This window comes from Streptomyces sp. CB01580 (assembly GCF_001905795.1).
Taxonomy (GTDB): domain Bacteria; phylum Actinomycetota; class Actinomycetes; order Streptomycetales; family Streptomycetaceae; genus Streptomyces.
This window is the reverse complement of the sequence record NZ_LIXJ01000021.1, coordinates 62,658-78,600: the sequence shown is the minus strand read 5'-3', so window position 1 is coordinate 78,600 and position 15,943 is coordinate 62,658. Positions and strand designations below refer to the sequence as shown.

General features: G+C 71.8%; 11 protein-coding genes and 2 pseudogenes. 3 read left to right on the top strand and 10 right to left on the bottom strand.

The window, feature by feature from the left end; all coding sequences use genetic code 11:
* Positions 1 to 161: 161 nt before the first annotated feature.
* A complete protein-coding gene (locus AMK22_RS26640) occupies positions 162 to 968 on the bottom strand; it encodes an SDR family oxidoreductase (RefSeq protein ID WP_073789078.1) in 807 nt (268 codons plus the stop codon).
* Between the two features lie 638 nt (positions 969 to 1,606).
* On the opposite strand from AMK22_RS26640, the gene AMK22_RS26635 reads away from it, so the two are divergent.
* Entirely contained in the window at positions 1,607 to 2,365 is a 759-nt protein-coding gene (locus AMK22_RS26635; RefSeq protein WP_073789076.1) for a polyprenol monophosphomannose synthase, read from the top strand.
* An 85-nt stretch (positions 2,366 to 2,450) separates the two neighbouring features.
* On the opposite strand, the pseudogene AMK22_RS26630 reads toward AMK22_RS26635, so the two are convergent.
* Both AMK22_RS26630 and AMK22_RS26625 read right to left on the bottom strand, forming a co-directional pair.
* A pseudogene (locus AMK22_RS26630) lies at positions 2,451 to 3,077 on the bottom strand (phosphoribosyltransferase); the annotation flags it as partial.
* 215 nt (positions 3,078 to 3,292) lie between these two features.
* The gene (locus AMK22_RS26625) at positions 3,293 to 4,090 is read right to left on the bottom strand and encodes a VOC family protein (RefSeq protein ID WP_073789072.1); all 798 of its coding nucleotides are present in this window, start codon (positions 4,088 to 4,090) and stop codon (positions 3,293 to 3,295) included.
* A gap of 225 nt (positions 4,091 to 4,315) precedes the next feature.
* Between AMK22_RS26625 and AMK22_RS26620 the strand changes: the two genes are divergently transcribed.
* Positions 4,316 to 5,410, top strand: a complete 1,095-nt coding sequence (locus AMK22_RS26620) for an ion transporter (RefSeq protein WP_079186407.1) — start codon at positions 4,316 to 4,318, stop codon at positions 5,408 to 5,410.
* A 73-nt stretch (positions 5,411 to 5,483) separates the two neighbouring features.
* Here AMK22_RS26620 and AMK22_RS26615 read toward each other — a convergent pair whose 3' ends face one another.
* The 3 genes from AMK22_RS26615 to AMK22_RS26605 form a co-directional block, all read right to left on the bottom strand.
* On the bottom strand, positions 5,484 to 6,185 hold the full coding sequence (locus AMK22_RS26615) for a response regulator transcription factor (RefSeq protein ID WP_073789070.1): 702 nt from the start codon (positions 6,183 to 6,185) through the stop codon (positions 5,484 to 5,486).
* A complete protein-coding gene (locus AMK22_RS26610) occupies positions 6,157 to 7,593 on the bottom strand; it encodes a histidine kinase (RefSeq protein ID WP_073789068.1) in 1,437 nt (478 codons plus the stop codon). Before AMK22_RS26610 ends, AMK22_RS26615 begins: the two co-directional genes overlap by 29 nt.
* 197 nt (positions 7,594 to 7,790) lie before the next feature.
* Positions 7,791 to 10,115 (bottom strand): MMPL family transporter, encoded by a 2,325-nt coding sequence (locus AMK22_RS26605; protein ID WP_073789067.1) that lies wholly within the window; start codon positions 10,113 to 10,115, stop codon positions 7,791 to 7,793.
* A 410-nt stretch (positions 10,116 to 10,525) separates the two neighbouring features.
* On the opposite strand from AMK22_RS26605, the gene AMK22_RS26600 reads away from it, so the two are divergent.
* Complete coding sequence (locus tag AMK22_RS26600) at positions 10,526 to 10,978, top strand: VOC family protein (RefSeq protein WP_073789065.1); 453 nt, start codon at positions 10,526 to 10,528, stop codon at positions 10,976 to 10,978.
* 287 nt (positions 10,979 to 11,265) lie between these two features.
* On the opposite strand, the pseudogene AMK22_RS41180 reads toward AMK22_RS26600, so the two are convergent.
* The 4 genes and pseudogenes from AMK22_RS41180 to AMK22_RS26580 form a co-directional block, all read right to left on the bottom strand.
* Positions 11,266 to 11,403, bottom strand: a pseudogene (locus tag AMK22_RS41180) (RNA polymerase subunit sigma); the annotation flags it as partial.
* Between the two features lie 222 nt (positions 11,404 to 11,625).
* A complete protein-coding gene (locus AMK22_RS26590; protein WP_073789063.1) occupies positions 11,626 to 12,447 on the bottom strand; it encodes an enoyl-CoA hydratase/isomerase family protein in 822 nt (273 codons plus the stop codon).
* Positions 12,444 to 13,574 carry a cytochrome P450 gene (locus AMK22_RS26585; protein ID WP_073789062.1) on the bottom strand — a complete coding sequence of 377 codons (1,131 nt, stop codon included), beginning with the start codon at positions 13,572 to 13,574 and terminating at the stop codon, positions 12,444 to 12,446. The genes AMK22_RS26590 and AMK22_RS26585 overlap by 4 nt, the downstream gene beginning before the upstream one ends.
* A 782-nt stretch (positions 13,575 to 14,356) precedes the next feature.
* On the bottom strand, positions 14,357 to 15,757 hold the full coding sequence (locus AMK22_RS26580; RefSeq protein WP_079186414.1) for a cytochrome P450: 1,401 nt from the start codon (positions 15,755 to 15,757) through the stop codon (positions 14,357 to 14,359).
* Positions 15,758 to 15,943 lie beyond the last annotated feature (186 nt).

Here is a 15,943-nt window from a genome sequence, read left to right as displayed (position 1 = left end):
CCCCCGGGGTGATCGGTTCAACGGTGGTTCTTCCGCCACCGTCCGTCCGGGTGAGGCGGTCGTCGGGCAGGAACACCGGTCGTCGGACGGGCGGTGGCCGTGGGCCGTCGGGGCCGTGGTCGGCGACCGCCGGGAGGGGGCGCTCTCCCGGGCCCGCGGCGCTACCGTCCGCCCGCGACCCGCAGCACCGCTCCGGTCACGTAGGACGCCTCGCCCGACAGCAGCCAGGCGATGGCGGACGCGATCTCCGGCGCCGTGCCCGGACGGCCGAGCGGGATCCCGGCCGCGGCGGTGTGCGCCCGGTCCGGGTCGCCCGCCTCGGCATGCATCTCGGTGTCGATCATTCCGGGGGCGACGGCGTTGACGCGGATGCCGTCCGGCCCCAGCTCCTTGGACAGTCCCACCGTCAGTGCGTCCGCCGCCGCCTTCGTGGCCGCGTAGTGGACGAAGTCGCCGGGGCTGCCGAGGGTGGCGGCTGCCGAGGAGACGTTGACGATCGCGCCCGCCCCGGCAGCGACCATGTCCTTCGCGGCGCGTCGGCAGCACAGCAGGACGCCGAGGAGATTGACGTCCAGGACCCTGCGCAGGGTGTCCGTCGAGGTGTCGACGAGCCGCCCCAGCGGGCCCGTCACACCGGCGTTGTTCACCAGGCCGGTGACCGGGCCGAGCCGTGCGGCCGCGAGGTCGAAGAGCCGTTCCACATCGGATTCCACGGAGGTGTCCACGCGCACCGTGAGGCAGCGCGCCCCCGCGGCCCGGACCGCGTCGGCGGTCCGTTCCGCGGCATCGGCGTCGCGCACGTAGCCGAGCACGAGGTCGTGCCCGTCGGACGCCAGGCGGACGCAGGTCGCGGCGCCGATGCCGCGGCTGCCACCCGTGACGACGGTGACGGGGCGGGGGCGCGGAGCCGTGTCCCGCGGTGGCCGGGCGGTGTCGTGGGGCTGCGGCGTGGTGTCGTCTACGGCCACGGGGGGACCTCTCGCTCTCGGGGACACCGGTCGCGGCGGGGGCTGCCGGGCGCATCGGGTGCGTCGTGCGCGCGGGTTCCGTCGGCCGGGCGGTCACGCGGTCGCACGGCCACGCCGTGGTCCTCGCGTGGGCCGTGCCCTGGTTCCGTACGCGGATTGTACGGAGCGGACCGCCGCCGGAGGCCGGCCGTGCGCCGTGCCTGCGCCCGTGTCCGCGATCCGGGCGCCTTGCCCGCGACGGTCCCGGCCGAGCACCACGTGCGCGACGGCCCGGCCGCCCGCCGTCGGGGTGGAGTGCGGTGCGGCTGTTGGGCGTGGCCTTGGTCGTGACCGCTTCGTCCCTCTTTCCGGCGTGTGCGGACCCATGGCACCGGCGGACGTCCGGAGGAAAGGCGCGACGAATTCCGGGAGCTTTCCGCGACCGGCCCGAGGAATCCCCGGATGCTAGGCTCGCGCGATCCCGTGCGGAGAAGCACCCGGAGATCGCGCGAAGAGTTCGAGGAGACTCCGAGGAGAATCCGAGGACGGGGTCGGGAAAAGCCTGGGGGGATCACGGGGACGTGTGACGCGGGTCGCGGATTACGGGTCGCGCAACGCAGCACACGGGGAAACGGGAAAGGGACACGGGGAAGCGGGAAATGGGACACGAGGACAGCGCCGGGGCGAAGGACTCACCGAAGATCGTGGTGGTGGTGCCCACCTACAACGAGCGGGACAACCTGCCCGTCCTCGTGGATCTCCTGACCGGTCTGGGACTGCCCGGTCTGCGCATTCTCGTGGTGGACGACAATTCGCCGGACGGCACCGGCGCGGTCGCGGACGAGCTGGCGGCGGACCCCGCCGGAGTGGTCGAGGTGCTGCACCGCAAGGAGAAGGACGGGCTGGGCCGCGCCTACGTCGCGGGGATGACGCGTGCGCTCGACGGGGGCGCGGACGTCGTGGTCCAGATGGACGCGGATCTGTCCCATCCCGCGTCGCGGCTCCCCGTGATGATCGAGACGCTCTTCGCCGAGGACGCCGCCGTGGTGATCGGTTCCCGCTATGTGGCGGGCGGTTCGCTCGCCACCGAGTGGCCCTGGCACCGCAAGGCGCTCTCCGCGTGGGCGAATTTCTATGTCAACGCGATCCTGCGGTTGCGGGTGAGGGACGCCACCGCGGGTTTCAAGGCATGGCGTGCGTCGGCCCTGAAGGCGATCGACGTGTCCTCGGTGCGCAGCAACGGCTATTCCTTCCAGGTGGAGATGAACCACCGTACGGTCCGGCGCCGTTTGAAGATCGTCGAGGTGCCGATCCGATTCGAGGAACGGGTCGCGGGTCAGTCGAAACTCGGACTGGGAGTGCAGATCGAATCCGCCCTCGCGCCGTGGAAGCTCCTGTTCGGCAAGAACGGCCGCTGAATCCGGTCGGGGGCCCGCCCGGCGCGTGCGGACCCGGGCGTCAGCCGTCGCCGTCGCTGCCCGGCGTCACATGTCCGCCGTACCGGGCGCGCGCCAGCAGGGCGACGACCTCGTCGTCGGAGGTCTGCGAGAAGTCCCGGTACCACTCGCCGACGGCGTAGAACAGGGGCGGCACGGACAGGCACACCACCTCGTCCGCGCACTCCCGCAGCCGGGTCACCGCGTCCGGGGGCGCCACCGGAAACGCCGCTATTACACGGGCCGGGTGCTGGGCCCGTATCACTCGGCAGGCCGCCTCGGCCGTGGCGCCGGTCGCGACACCGTCGTCGACGACGATCACGGTCCGGCCCTCGACCGGTATCCGCGGCCTGCCCGCGCGGTACGCCTGTGCGCGGCGCACCAGCTCCGCCGCCTCGACCCGTTCGACCGCGGCGAGATCCTGCTTCCCGGACCGCAGACGGCTGACCACCTCCTCGTTGAGGACCCGTGTCCCGCCCTCGCCGATGGCGCCGAACGCCACCTCCTCGTGATGGGGTACGCCGAGTTTGCGGACCACGATCACATCGAGCGGACCACCGAGCGTCTGCGCCACCTGGAACGCCACCGGGACCCCGCCGCGCGGAAGCCCCAGGACGACGGGGTTCTCGCGCTCCAGATGGCGGAGCGCCTCGGCCAGCTGCTGTCCCGCGTCCACGCGGTCGACGAACAGCACGGTGTGTCACCCCCAACCGGGGAGCCGGGGAACCGACCGGGGGAGCCGGGAACCCGGCCGGGCGGCCGGGGACCACGCGGGGCACGCGCCCGCCTCCCCCTTCGAAACAACCCCATGCGCGACGGGCCCGCAACTCGGGCCCGGCACGGATCCGCGACGGGTCCGCGACTCGGGCGGAACCACCGGGGGAGGCCGGACCGGGCCGTCGGGGCAGGTCAGGACACCGGGGACATCTTGGGCATCTCGCCCTCGGTCGTGTGGATGTCGATCACGGAGAACGCCGCACCCTGCGGGTCCGTCAGCGCGGCGAAGCGGCCGAAGGGCATGCTCATCGGGCCGAACCGGAGGACCGCGCCGCGCTCGGTCGCCTTCGCCACGGCCGCGTCGCAGTCCGCGACGGTGAAGTACACGTTCACGTGCGACGGCACCTCGGGCGGGAAGTCGTCGCCCATCCGCATCCGTCCCATGACCGTCTCGTCGCCGATGTTGTACAGCCTGAAGTCGACGTGCTCGTCCTCCATCTTCGCCATGGAGTACGGGAAGACGGCGGAGAAGAAGGTGTCGGACTTCCCGGGCTCCCGGGTGAAGACCTCGGCCCAGCAGAACGTGCCGGGCACCCCATGGGCCTCGAAGCCCTCGTGGGAGCCCGCCTGCCACACGCCGAAGACGACGCCCGCGGGGTCGCGGGCCAGCAGCATCGTGCCGAACTCACCGACCTGCATCGGGTCCATCAGCGTCTCTCCGCCGTTGTCACGGATCTTCGCGGCGGTGGCGGCGGCGTCCGGCGAGGCGAGGTACAGGCACCAGGCCGCCGGGCCCTCCTGGCCGGGCATCGGGGGCACGACGGCGGCGACCGCCCTGCCGTCGGCGTACGCCTGCGTGTAGTTGCCGTACTCCTCCGCGGACTCGCCGAACGTCCAGCCCAGCACATCACCGTAGAAGCTCTTCGCCGCCTCCAGGTCGGGGAACATCGCGTCGACCCAGCACGGTGTGCCCTCCGCTCGTACAGCCATGGCTCCGGCTCCTTCGCCCTCTGTGGGTTCATCCGCTCTCTATGCGTCTGTCCCGTTATCAACGAGTTCGTCCGCAGTCCCACGCTAGCGATCGGGCCGCGGGGCCGCGCGCCGGAGACGCCCGTACCGGCCGCGAACGGTCGGTCTAAGATCCACTTCGGCCGGTGAGCGGACCGGCCCGCGGGGGCAACGCACCTGCGAGGATGCGAGGAGCCGAGTCACACCATGTCCGAACAGGTCGCCGCACCCTTACGGCACGCGATCGCCGTGCGTGGCCGCAGGATCGTGGACTCCCCGGCCTTCACCGGCACCGTGTTCTGCCTCATCGTGACCAACGCGGCGTTGCTGGGTATCGAGACCTACAGCGGGGTCGTGCAGCAGTGGCACGGCGCGCTCAAGGCGACGGAGTACGCCTTTCTCTGCGCGTTCACCGTCGAGATCCTGCTGCGGTGCGCCGCCCACGCCGACCGGCCCGGGGACTTCTTCCGGGACCCCTGGAACATGTTCGACGTCCTCGTCGTCGCCCTGGCCTTCCTGCCGTTCGCCCGAGAGAACGCCACCGTGCTGCGGCTGCTGCGGTTGGCCCGGGTGCTGCGCGCCGCGCGCTTCCTGCCCCAACTGCGCATCGTCATCGTGGCGGTGGGCAAGAGCCTGCCCGGCACGCTGAGCTTCCTGCTCATCGGCACGCTCCTGCTGTACGTGTACGCCATGGTCGGCTGGGTGTTCTTCGCGGACGACAACCCCGAGCACTTCGGTTCACTCGGCCGTGCGGCGCTCAGCCTGTTCCTCCTCATCACCCTCGACGGTCTCGGGGACGCGGTCCGTGAAGGGCTGGAGATCTCCCGCTGGACGATCGTGTACTTCGCGTCGTTCGTCCTGCTCGGCTCGTTCCTGCTCGTCAACCTCCTCATCGGTGTCGTCATCAACTCGCTGGAAGAAGCACGCGAGTTGGAGATGACGCGTGAGAGGGAGGAGAACGCCGCGGCTTCCGGTACCGCTGCGATCCCCGATGCCACCGCGATCCCCGGGCCCGCCACGGATTCGGAGGCCGTCCCGGCTTCCGTGGCCGCCACGGCGTCCGGTGCCGCCACGATGTCCCGGGCCGTCGGGCCGACGACCGAGGCGGTCGAGGTGGTCGACGCGGTCGAGGCGACCGAGGCCCTGCGGGCGCAGATCGCCGTGCTCCGGCGGGCCCTGGACGGCATCGAGGCGAACCTCGCGCGGCCCGGGCATCGGTGCGGCTGCCGGGGCGTGGAGGAGGGAGAACTCGTGGGGGTCGCGGAATCCGGCCCGTGGGGCGGGCGGCGTCCGCGGCCGTGAGGCCGTCGGGCACGGGCCGCGGAACGGAGGCTCATCGGACGTGGTCCGTCGGCCCGTGCTCGTCGGCCCGCGTTCAGCGCCCCGCGTTCCGGAAGTCGTCGCCGGGCCGCGGCGGGTCCACCCGCACCAGCCCCGACTGATAGGCCATCGCGACGAGTTGGGCCCGGTGCCGGGCCCCCAGCTTCGTCATCGCCCGCCCGACATGGGTGCGTACGGTCAGCGGGCTGACGTGCATCCGCCCGGCGATCTCGTCGTTCGACAGGCCCTCGGCCACCTGCGCCACGACCTCGCGCTCGCGTGCGGTCAGGACGCCCAGCACGTCGGGCGCGGCGACCCTGCCCTCGGGCAGGGCCAGGTATCGGCCGATCAGGGCCTTGGTCGCGGTGGGCGACAGCAGGGTGTCCCCCGCGGCCACCGTGCGGATGGCGTCCAGGAGTTCCCCGGGGGCGACGCCCTTGCCGAGGAACCCGCTGGCGCCCGCGCGCAGGGCCCGGGTCACGTACTCGTCGATCTCGAACGTGGTGAGGATGAGGACGCGGGTTCCGCGCAGCGTCTCGTCGCGGCAGATCAGCTCCGTCGCCGCCACGCCGTCGAGTCCCGGCATGCGGATGTCCATCACGACGACGTCCGGCAGCGTGGCGCGGGCCTGCTCCACCGCCTCGCGGCCGTCCGCCGCGACGCCGACGACCTCCATGTCGTCGTTCGCCTCGATCAGCAGCCGAAAGGTCCCGGCGAGCAGTGCCTGGTCATCGGCCAGCAGTATCCGGATCGTCACCGTGCAGTCCTCCCGTCCCGTCCGTGTCGTCATCGTTCCGGAGAGGTTCGGGCCGTGCCCACCCCGCTCCCGCCGACGTGTCCATCGCCGTGTCCACCTTCGGCCCGGCCTCTGGGGCCGCCTCTGCCTCTGTCTCCGTGGCCGCCTCCGTGGCCACGGACGCCCCCGCGGTCGCCTTCGTGGCCGCAGTCGCGCCCGTCGCCGTCTCCGCGTCCTTCTCCGGCTCGGTCTGCGACTCCAGGGGGAGCTCCGTGGTCACTTCGAAACCACCGGCCGCCCGGTGCCCGGCGGACAGCCGGCCGCCGACGGACAGGGCCCGTTCACGCATGCCGATGAGGCCGTACCCGGGCGTGCCCGACGGCTGCGGCTCGTGTCCGTCGTCGGTGACGGTGAGCGTGAGCAACCGGCGCGAGTAGCCCAGCCGGACCGAGGCCGTCGCGGACCCCGCGTGCTTGGTGACATTGGTCAGCGCCTCCTGCACGATCCGGTACGCGGTGAGGTCCGCGCCCGGCGACAACGGCCGCACCGTGCCCTCCACAGACACCTGGACGGTGAGACCCGTCTGCTCGAACGAGGCGATCAGCTCCGGTAGCTGGGCGAGGCCGGGAGAGGGCTCCAGCGGTGTCTCGGGGTCGTCCTCGCTGCGCAGCAGCCCTACGGTCGCCTTCAGCTCGCGCAGTGCGGAGGAGGTGGTCCCGGCGAGCTGGTCCATCATCTGCCCGGCCTGCTCCGGCCGGTTGCGCAGCAGGTACGAGGCGGTGGACGCCTGCGCGTGGGCGAGGGCGATGTGATGCGCGACGATGTCGTGCAGCTCGCGGGCGATCCGGGTCCGTTCCTCGTTCACCCGGCGGCGTGCCTCCTCCTCGCGGGTGCGTTCCGCGAGCTCGGCCCGTGCCTCCACGGCGGCCACGTAGTCGCGGCGGCTGCGCACCGACTCGCCGACCGCACCCGCCAGGAAGACGCAGGAGAGGATGCCGATCCGGTCCGGCCGCAGCAGCGCGCCGTCGCCCCAGACGACCGAGACGGTGGCGAGGGTGGCGACCGCCCCCAGCGTGTACACCGAGGTCGTACGGAGGTCCGTGAGCAGAGCCAGCTGGAACAGGGCCACCAGGGCCGCGCCGGTGAGGCTTGGCGAGGGGTCGAAGCCCATGTCGTTGCCCATCAGGCCCAGGGCGCTGCCGCACAGCGTCGTCACCACGACCACGGTGCGCGGGTAGGTGCGCTGTCCCAGCAGCAGGACGGCGGACGGCACGGTGGCCGCCAGGGCGAAGGAGGGTGCCGGGCCGCGGACGATCCGGGCGTCGGTCACGGTGCTGGAGAAGACCGCGAAGGCCCACAGCAGCACGGCCACCGCCGCGTCGACAGCCCGGGGGTGGCGCCGGGCCCACAGCCGCCAGTCGGTGAACATGCGCTCTTCTTTCCTTCTCGGTCCCACCATGGTCGCCGACGCGGCCGTCCGTTTTGCGCAAGGTGTCCGGAGTCGTCTGTCGTGACGTACGACGGACGGCCTCCGGGCACCCCGCGCCTCATCCCGTTCCGAGGGCGTGTCTCGCCCCGAGGGCGTACGAGGTCCCGTACGGGGAGCCGGCTCCGTACGGGGAGGTCTCATACGCGCACGGGACCGTGCTCGGAGTCCTTCTCGGTGCCCGTCGGCTCCGCTTCCGCCGGCCACGTCCCCGCCGCCCTCGCTTCGGCGCGCACGGCCGCGGGACCGCTACGGCTCAGCCGCTCACCCTCCACGTCCACCCGGGGCACGACCCTCTCCAGCCACCGGGGCAGCCGCCACGCCCGGTCGCCGAGCAGGGCCAGAACGGCCGGGACGATCGTCATGCGGACGACGAACGCGTCGAAGAAGACGGCCGCGGCGAGGCCCAGGCCCATCATCTTGATCATCGCCTCGCTCATCCCGATGAACCCGGCGAACACCGCGATCATGATGACCGCCGCGGCCACGACGACCCGGGCGCTGTGCCGGAACCCGGTGACGATCGCCTGGCCGGGCCGCTCGCCGTGGACGTACGCCTCGCGCATCCGGGTCACCAGGAAGACCTCGTAGTCCATGGCCAGGCCGAAGACCACACCGATCAGGAAGATCGGCGTGATGCTCATGATGGGTCCGGTCTGTTCGACGCCGAGGACGTCGGCGAGCCGGCCCCACTGGAAGACCGCGACGATCACGCCGAAGGCCGCCGCCACCGACAGCAGGAAGCCGAGCGCCGCCTTGAGCGGTACCAGCAGCGAACGGAAGACGATCATCAGGAGCAGGAAGGCCAGACCGACGACGAGCGCGAGGTAGGGCGCCAGCGCGTCGGAGAGCTTCTGCGAGATGTCGATGTTCACCGCCGTCGTGCCGGTGACGAGCATCTTCGCGCCGGTGTCGGCCTCCAGGCCGTGCGCCTTGTCGCGGATGGTGTGGACGACGTCCGTGGTCTTCTCGGAGCTCGGCCCGGTGGCGGGCACGGCGGTGAGGACCGCGGTGTCGCCCGCCTTGTTGAAGGCGGGGGGCGTCGTGGCCACGATGCCGTCGGTGGCGGCGAGCTTCTTCGCGGCGTGCGCCGCCGCGGCCTTCGGGTCGTCGGACCTCTTGGCGTCGACGACGACGGTGAGCGGCCCGTTGAAGCCGGGGCCGAAGCCGTCGGCCAGCGCGTCGTAGGCACGGCGCTTGGTGCTGGAGGTGGGCTGCGACTCGTCGCCGGGCATGCCGAGCTGGAGATCGAGCGCCGGTACGGCGATCAGGCCGAGACCGAGGACCCCGAGCACGAGGACCGCGAGGGGGCGGCGGATCACGAGGCGGGCCCAGCGGGTGCCCATGCTGGGCCGGGCGGCGCCGTCCGTGCCGTCCGTACCGCTCGTGCTCCCGGAGGCCCCGGACGTCCCGGCGCGGCGCCCGCGGCGTGCGCGCCCGTTCCTGGACGCGTCCCGGTCGCCGCGCGGCAGCACCGCCGTACGGAAGAAGCCCAGCAGCGCGGGCAGCAGCGTCATCGCGACCAGGACGGCGATCACGACGGTGCCCGCCGCGGCCAGGCCCATCCTGGTGAGGACCGGAATGTTCACGACGGACAGTCCCGCGAGGGCGATGACCACGGTGAGACCGGCGAAGACCACGGCGGAACCCGCCGTTCCCACGGCCCGGGCCACGGCCTCCTCGGCATCGTGGCCCTCCGCGCGTTCCGACCGGTAGCGCGAGACGATGAACAGGGCGTAGTCGATGCCCACCGCGAGCCCCAGCATCATGGCGAGCGTGGTGGTCGTGGTGGACATCCCGGCGGCGATGATCGAGGCCACGCCCGCGCCCACGCCCACGATCGCGGTGAGCAGCGGCAGCCCCGCCGCGGCGAGCGAGCCGAACGTGACGAGCAGGACGACGGCGGCGGCGACGATGCCGGCGAGTTCCGTCGAGCCGCCGACCTCGGAGTCCGGCAGGAGGGCCGAGCCGCCGAGTTCGACGGTCAGTCCGGCCTTGCGCCCGTCCTCCGCGGCGTCCTCCAGCGCCTTGGTGGTGGCGTCGGTGAGGTCGACGCTCTGCACGTCGTACGTGATGGTCGAGTACGCGGTGCGGCCGTCCTCGCTGATGGCCCCGGCCATGTCGAACGGGTCGAGGGCGGCCTTGACCTGCGGGCCGCCCGCCACGGCCGCGACGACCCGCTCGACGGCCGCCCTGTTCGTGCCCGCGGTCACCTTCTGGCCCTCGGGGGCGACGAAGACGATACGGGCGTCGGCGCTGTTGGAGTTCTGGCCGGGGAAGCGTTCGTCCAGCAGGTCGAACGCCCTCTGCGACTCCGTGCCGGGCATCGAGAACCCGTCCTCGGGGGCGGTCGGCGCCTTGGCCGCCGCGAACGCACAGGCGGCCAGGACCACCGCCCAGAGCAGGGCGACCAGTCGTCGCCTCCGGAAGGAAAAGCGGCCTAGCCGGTAGAGGAAGGTAGCCACGAAGAGGCGCTCCAGTCTGGTTCGGGCGACGGATCGGCGGCACGGATGCCGTGCTCCGGCCACGCGTGAGCCGTACGTGCCGCGCGCGGGCCGTGTGCGGGCCGTACGCGGACCGGTGCGCACGGCCCGTGACCGGGCGTGACGGTGCACGCCGGTGGCACGTCGGGCGCACGGCGGGGCCGGAGGAATACCTCGATCCTTCGTGAACGGGGGCGTCATCGTCGTCGTTCACCTGCATGGACTCCTGCGTACTGTCGCCGCAGTACGCGGCATGTCCGTCCTCCCCCTCGCGCAGGACGGCCGACGGGCGCACAGGATGACGAGGCGAATCGGTGGGCGCCGGTGAAACCGGTTCGAGTCCGGTTCGAAGCCGGTTGTGGAGGCACGGTGTAACCAATAAAATCGGTTACATGGCATTGGGTTGGAAGCTGGTCATCGACAGCGCGAACGCGTCGGCTCTCGCGGACTTCTGGGCCGCGGCCCTGGAATACGAGGTGGAGGACCCCAGCGCTCTGGTCGAGCGACTGCTGGCCGCGGGCCGGATCGACGAGAACGCGATCGTCGAGCACGGCGGGCGCAGGACCTTCCGCGGTTACGCCGCGATCCGCCACCCCGAGGACCCGTTCGACGAGACCAGCGGGGTGGGGCGCGGCCGACGGCTGCTCTTCCAGGACGTGCCCGAGGGCAAGTCCGGCAAGAACCGTCTGCACATCGACGTCCACGGCGAACCCGGCGGCCTCGACGCCCTGGTGGCCCGGCTGGAGGGCCTGGGAGCGACCCGTGTCCAGGAGGTCGACAAGGGGCCCGCCGGGCGCTGGTGGCTCATGCGGGACCCGGAGGGCAACGAGTTCTGCGCGGCTTGACGCCTGCCGCGGGATGTCCGCCGCAGGACGTCCTCGCCGCCGGACGTCCCGCGCGGGCCGGGAACGGCTCCGGCGGACGTCCTGCGGACGGGGCCGGTCGGGCCGAGGCCACATTTCGGCCGCGGCCCGACCGAGGTGTGGCCGGACTCAGCTGCCGTCGGCCGGAACCTGCTTGATGTCGTCGACGACGGCCCGCTTCATGACGGCGCTGGTGAAGGTCACCGTGCCGCGCTTGACGACGCCGCTGTCCCCGCCGTCGCCCCGCACCTGGACGCTGCGCTCGCCCTGAAGGTCTGGGCCATCACGTCCTCGGCGGTGGCCCAGTCGGCGGTCGGCCGGAAGGCATGGTTGTACACGGAGCGGGCGTAGCCGTCGAACAGCTCGGCGAACGGGCTCGGGTTTCCGGCCCTTGTCCGGGTACGCATGTGTGTGCTCACCTCCCCCGGCTGTCCGGCGCCGCGGGGGAGGTTCCAGTGACTCGTCGGTGACTCATGTCACAATGCGGTGCGGACGCGCCGGACGCGCGACGGACGCGCCACGACGTCATGCGGGCGCCGCGCGGATGTCGTACGCACGCGGTACGGCGTCACGCAGATGTCGTACGGACGCGGTACGGCGTCACTGCCGCACGGACGTTGTGCAGGGGCTCAGCGCACCGGCACCGCGCCCGTCGCGCTCTCCCCGGCGTCCCGGGCCCGCCTGCTCGCGGCGGCGACCGCGGCCATGAGCTCGGAGTCCAGGACCGCGGGATCGGCCATCCGGTTCGCGGCCATGTACGAGTTGAGCAGGGCCTTCGTGATCCGTACCGCGGACTCCGGGCGGCGCGCGACGGGCTTGGCCCATGCGGTGACGGCGGCGTCGAGTTCGTCCTCGGGCACGACGCGCTGGAGGACCGACAGCTCGTACGCCTCGGCGGCGCCGATGGGCCGTCCGGTCAGGATGATCTCCCGGGTCCGGGCGGCGCCCAGTTCATGGATCAGCCGCGGCAGCATGCCGCCCCAGGCGGTGGGCAGGCCGAGCGCCAGTTCCGGCAGCCGGAAACTGGCGGTTTCGGCACCGACCCGCAGGTCGCAGGCGAGCGCCAGGGCCATCCCCGCGCCGATCGCCTTGCCCTGGACCCGGGCGATGGTGACGATCCGGCTGGTCGAGAGCAGTTCGCAGACGCGGCGGGCCTTGTCGCCCGCGATCCGGATGCCCCGGCCCTCCTGGTCCTCCTCGAGCCAGTCCGCGAACTCGTTGCGGTCCCCGCCGAGGGAGAAGTCGTCCCCGGCCGCGCCGAGCACCAGCACCCGGACCTCGGGGTCCGGAGCGGTCAGGATCGCGAGCAGGTCGTCCAGCATCTCCTCGTTGACGGCGTTGCCCGACTCGGGGCGGTCGAGTTCCACGCGCAGGACCGGGCCCTCGCGCAGGGTGCGGACCGTGCGCGGCCGCCGGTACCCGGACAGGCGCTCCGAGAGCGAGAGCTTCATATCGACACGCCCATCGAGGTCACGCGCCGGAAGACCAGCCGGGACGCGTACACGGGCGGTGTCGTGACCCGCAGGGTGGGGAAACGTTCCAGCAGCTGGATGAGGAGCGTGCGGGCCTCCAGCCGGGCGAGGGCCGCCCCCAGGCAGTAGTGCACCCCGCCGCCGAAGGTGAGGTGGGTGCCGCGGCGCTCGATGTCGAAGGCGTCCGGGTTCTCGGTGCGCCGCGGGTCGTGGTTGGCGGCGCCGTACATGACGTGGACCATGCTGTCCTTCGCGATCGGGACACCGGCCAGGACGGTGTCCTCGGCGGCGACCCGGGTGTTGATCTGGATGGGCGGGTCGTACCGCAGCACCTCGTCGACCGCCGCGTCGATGTGCCCGGGGTTCTCCCTGAGCCACGTCCACCGGCCGGGCTCCCCGAGCAGCAGCCCCACCATGGCCGACAGCAGCGTCGCGGTGGTCTCCAGCGAGGCGATGGTGACGAACATGGTGAGACGGTAGAGGATCTCGTCGGCCGTCTCGCGGTCGGGTTCCCGCGCGTCCCAGTGGTGGATCCAGCCGGTCAGGATGTCGTTGCCGGGCTCCGCGCGCCGCTGCCGCACCATCTCGGTGAAGTAGGTGCGCAGGTGCCCGGTCGCCTCGGCGGACACGGCGAGTTCGCTCTTGGTGGGGAGCAGTTCCTGGGCGTGCACCTGGTTGTGGGTGATCTCCAGGATGTGGGGGTGGTCCGCGGCCGGGACACCCAGCCAGGAGCCGATGGTGCTGATGGGCAGCTGCTCGCTGACCGTGCTGACGAAGTCGGCCTCGCCCCAGCGCAGCTTCTCCGCCAGGTCGTCGAGCAGGCGGGCGCTGTGCTCCTCGATGACCGGGGTCAGCCGCTGGATGGTCGAGCGGTCGAAGAGGTTGCCGAGGCTGCGGCGCTGGCAGGTGTGCTCCGGGGCGTTGAGGCGGGAGAGCGTCTTGGTCATCTCCTGCGTGGCGACCGCTCCCCAGCGCTCGGGGTCGTCCTGGCGTTCCTGCCAGGCGAAGTCCGGTGCCAGCCAGTTGCGGCCGCGGAGCACCTCACTGCATGTGTCGAAGCCCGTGACGAAGTACGCGTCCCAAGGGGCGCGCACGACGTCCCCCATGGCCCTCACCTCGGCGAGCAGGCCGTAGGGATCCGCCTGTCCCTCCGGTGATTTGAGACGCCGTATCAGAGAGATGAGGGCACGGCGGTCGTCGGCGGGCCTTTCGGTACCACTTGCAGCGCTCACACAGAGTTCCTTGATCCGGGCTCATGGTTACGGCCAGAACCTACCCCTCCGTATATGTTCGCCAAGCCCCCGTGCCTGTTGCTCCTATCACAGAGAAATGCCCCTGTGGCCTCTTGTCATATGCAGAGTGGTGCCCAATGCCCTTTTCAGGAAAGGCAAGTTATGCGCGAAATTCGGCTGATTCCGGTCGTCGGGAGCCGAGTTTTTTCGGAAGCCGACGGCCGGAAGTTTCCGACCGGTATCCGGACTCGGATCGCGGGATCGTACCGCGGATCACGGACCGTTGCGCGAACCCGGACCGTTGCATGGATCACGACCATTGCACGGATCACGGATCACGGATCACGGATCACGGATCACGGGGAGCGGACCGCTCGGCGCCCGGTCACAGCACTAGTGCCGTGACCGGCAACGTTTGCCCCGTCGCACCGCCCGGCACGCACTCCCCCAAGGCCTTAAGGGCCAGGGGGGACCCCCTTCGGCGTTGGCCGAAAGCCCACGTAGCCCTTCCCCAAGCTCTCGACTTCGTTCGAGCAGGGGAGACCCCATCCGAGGGCTTTCGGCCGCCTTGCGATCGCACGCACCGGACGCCGCTCCTTCCGGGCAAACCTTGCCGGTCACGGCACTAGGCGCGGTCCGCTCCCCGTCGTCCGCGCTCACACCCGGAAGACGTCCAGGAAGGAACTCCACCAGCCCTTGTTCCTCTTATGGGGCTCCCCGGTGTCGTGGCGCGTCGTGGTGACGTCGTCAAGGGGGGAGATACGAGGTGACACGGGCGAAGTGCCCGCGGTGCTCGGCACGTTCGCGACCCGGCGCGGCGCACTCGGGCTGAACCGCACGGGCAGCGACACCAGGGCGCGGTGGAACGGGCCCGGCCGCCATTCGACGCCGGCGGCCGGTACGGCGAGGGTCAGGTCCGGAACGCTGTTGAGGACCCGCTCGATCGCGGTGAGGGCGATGAGCTGGGCCGGGGACTTCGCCGGGCAGACGTGCGGGCCGGCGCCCCAGGCCAGATGGGCGCCCTTGCTCAGGGTCTGGCGGGCGTCGGTGAGCGCCGGGTCGGTGTTCGCGGCGGCGAAGCTGATCAGTACGGGCGTGTCCGCCTTCAGCGTCACGCCGCCCAGGTCCATGTCCTGGACGGGGTAGTGCGTCGCGTAGTTGGCGATCGGCGGGTTGTTCCAGAGCACGTCGTCGAGGGCGTCCTCGACCAGCATCCCGGTGCCGCGCCGCTGCGCGCTGCCCGTGTCCTCGGACAACAGGAGCAGCAGCGCGTTGGCGATGAGGTTGCGCTCCGGCTCGATGCCCGCGCCCATCAGCATGACGAGCTGGTCCTTCAGCTCCTCGTCCCGCAGACCGGCCGGGTGCTGGATGAGCCAGGAGGTGATGTCCTCGCCGGGCTGCCGCCGCTTGAGGGCGACCAGCTCCATCAGGCTCTCGGTCAGCTCCGCGTTGGCCCGCAGCACGTCCTCGCCGTCGAAGATCCCCGACATGCCGCGGGTCAGTCGGTCACCGATGTCGCCGGGGCAGCCGAACAGCTGGTTGAAGAGCAGCAGCGGCAGCAGCTTGGCGTAGTCGCCCAGCAGGTCGGCGGAGCCGCGCTCGATGAACTGGTCGATCAGGTAGTCGGCGATGCGCTCGACGTCCCGGCTCAGCCGGGTGGTGTTGAGCCGGGCGAGGCTCTCGGTGACCGCCTTGCGCAGCCGCAGGTGCTCGGTACCGTCCGTGAACAGGCAGTTCGGCCGGTACGCCATCATGGGCAGTACCGGGCTGTCGAGCGCGATGCGCCCTTCCCGGAGCGCCGCCCACCGCCGTGAGTCGCGGGCGAAGTACGAGGGGTTCTGCAGCACCCGGAGCGCGGCCTCGTGCTGTACGACCAGGGTGGCGTCCACGCCGGGGGCCAGCTCGATCGGGGCGGCGGGCCCGTGTGCGCGGAACGCGTCGTACACGCGCTGCGGATCGGCCGCGAACTCCGGCCCGTAGAGCGACGTCTGGCGCTCACCGTGCATCGGGCACCCGCTGGGGGCGTTGTACGGGGTGGCTCCCGGCGACGAGTCCATGTTGATTCCTCGATGTGAACGCGGGCCGATGGGCCCGCACGACGGACGGAGATGGGGGCTCGGCCACCCGTATCGGAGGGCGGTGGTCGGAGCGGGGGCCGGCCCGCTGTCCGGGCCCAAAGGCGCCGGACGGCGGGCCGGCCACGCGGCGGGACGCCCACCGCGACGGGTGGCGGGGACGCCCGC

Coding starts and splice junctions, on each gene's coding strand:
- AMK22_RS26610 (WP_073789068.1), bottom strand. CDS start 7,593: ATGTTCACCGACTGGCGGCTGTGGGCCCGGCGCCACCCCCGGGCTGTC.
- AMK22_RS26600 (WP_073789065.1), top strand. CDS start 10,526: ATGGCATTGGGTTGGAAGCTGGTCATCGACAGCGCGAACGCGTCGGCT.
- AMK22_RS26585 (WP_073789062.1), bottom strand. CDS start 13,574: ATGGGGGACGTCGTGCGCGCCCCTTGGGACGCGTACTTCGTCACGGGC.
- AMK22_RS26625 (WP_073789072.1), bottom strand. CDS start 4,090: ATGGCTGTACGAGCGGAGGGCACACCGTGCTGGGTCGACGCGATGTTC.
- AMK22_RS26635 (WP_073789076.1), top strand. CDS start 1,607: ATGGGACACGAGGACAGCGCCGGGGCGAAGGACTCACCGAAGATCGTG.
- AMK22_RS26580 (WP_079186414.1), bottom strand. CDS start 15,757: ATGGACTCGTCGCCGGGAGCCACCCCGTACAACGCCCCCAGCGGGTGC.
- AMK22_RS26590 (WP_073789063.1), bottom strand. CDS start 12,447: ATGAAGCTCTCGCTCTCGGAGCGCCTGTCCGGGTACCGGCGGCCGCGC.
- AMK22_RS26620 (WP_079186407.1), top strand. CDS start 4,316: ATGTCCGAACAGGTCGCCGCACCCTTACGGCACGCGATCGCCGTGCGT.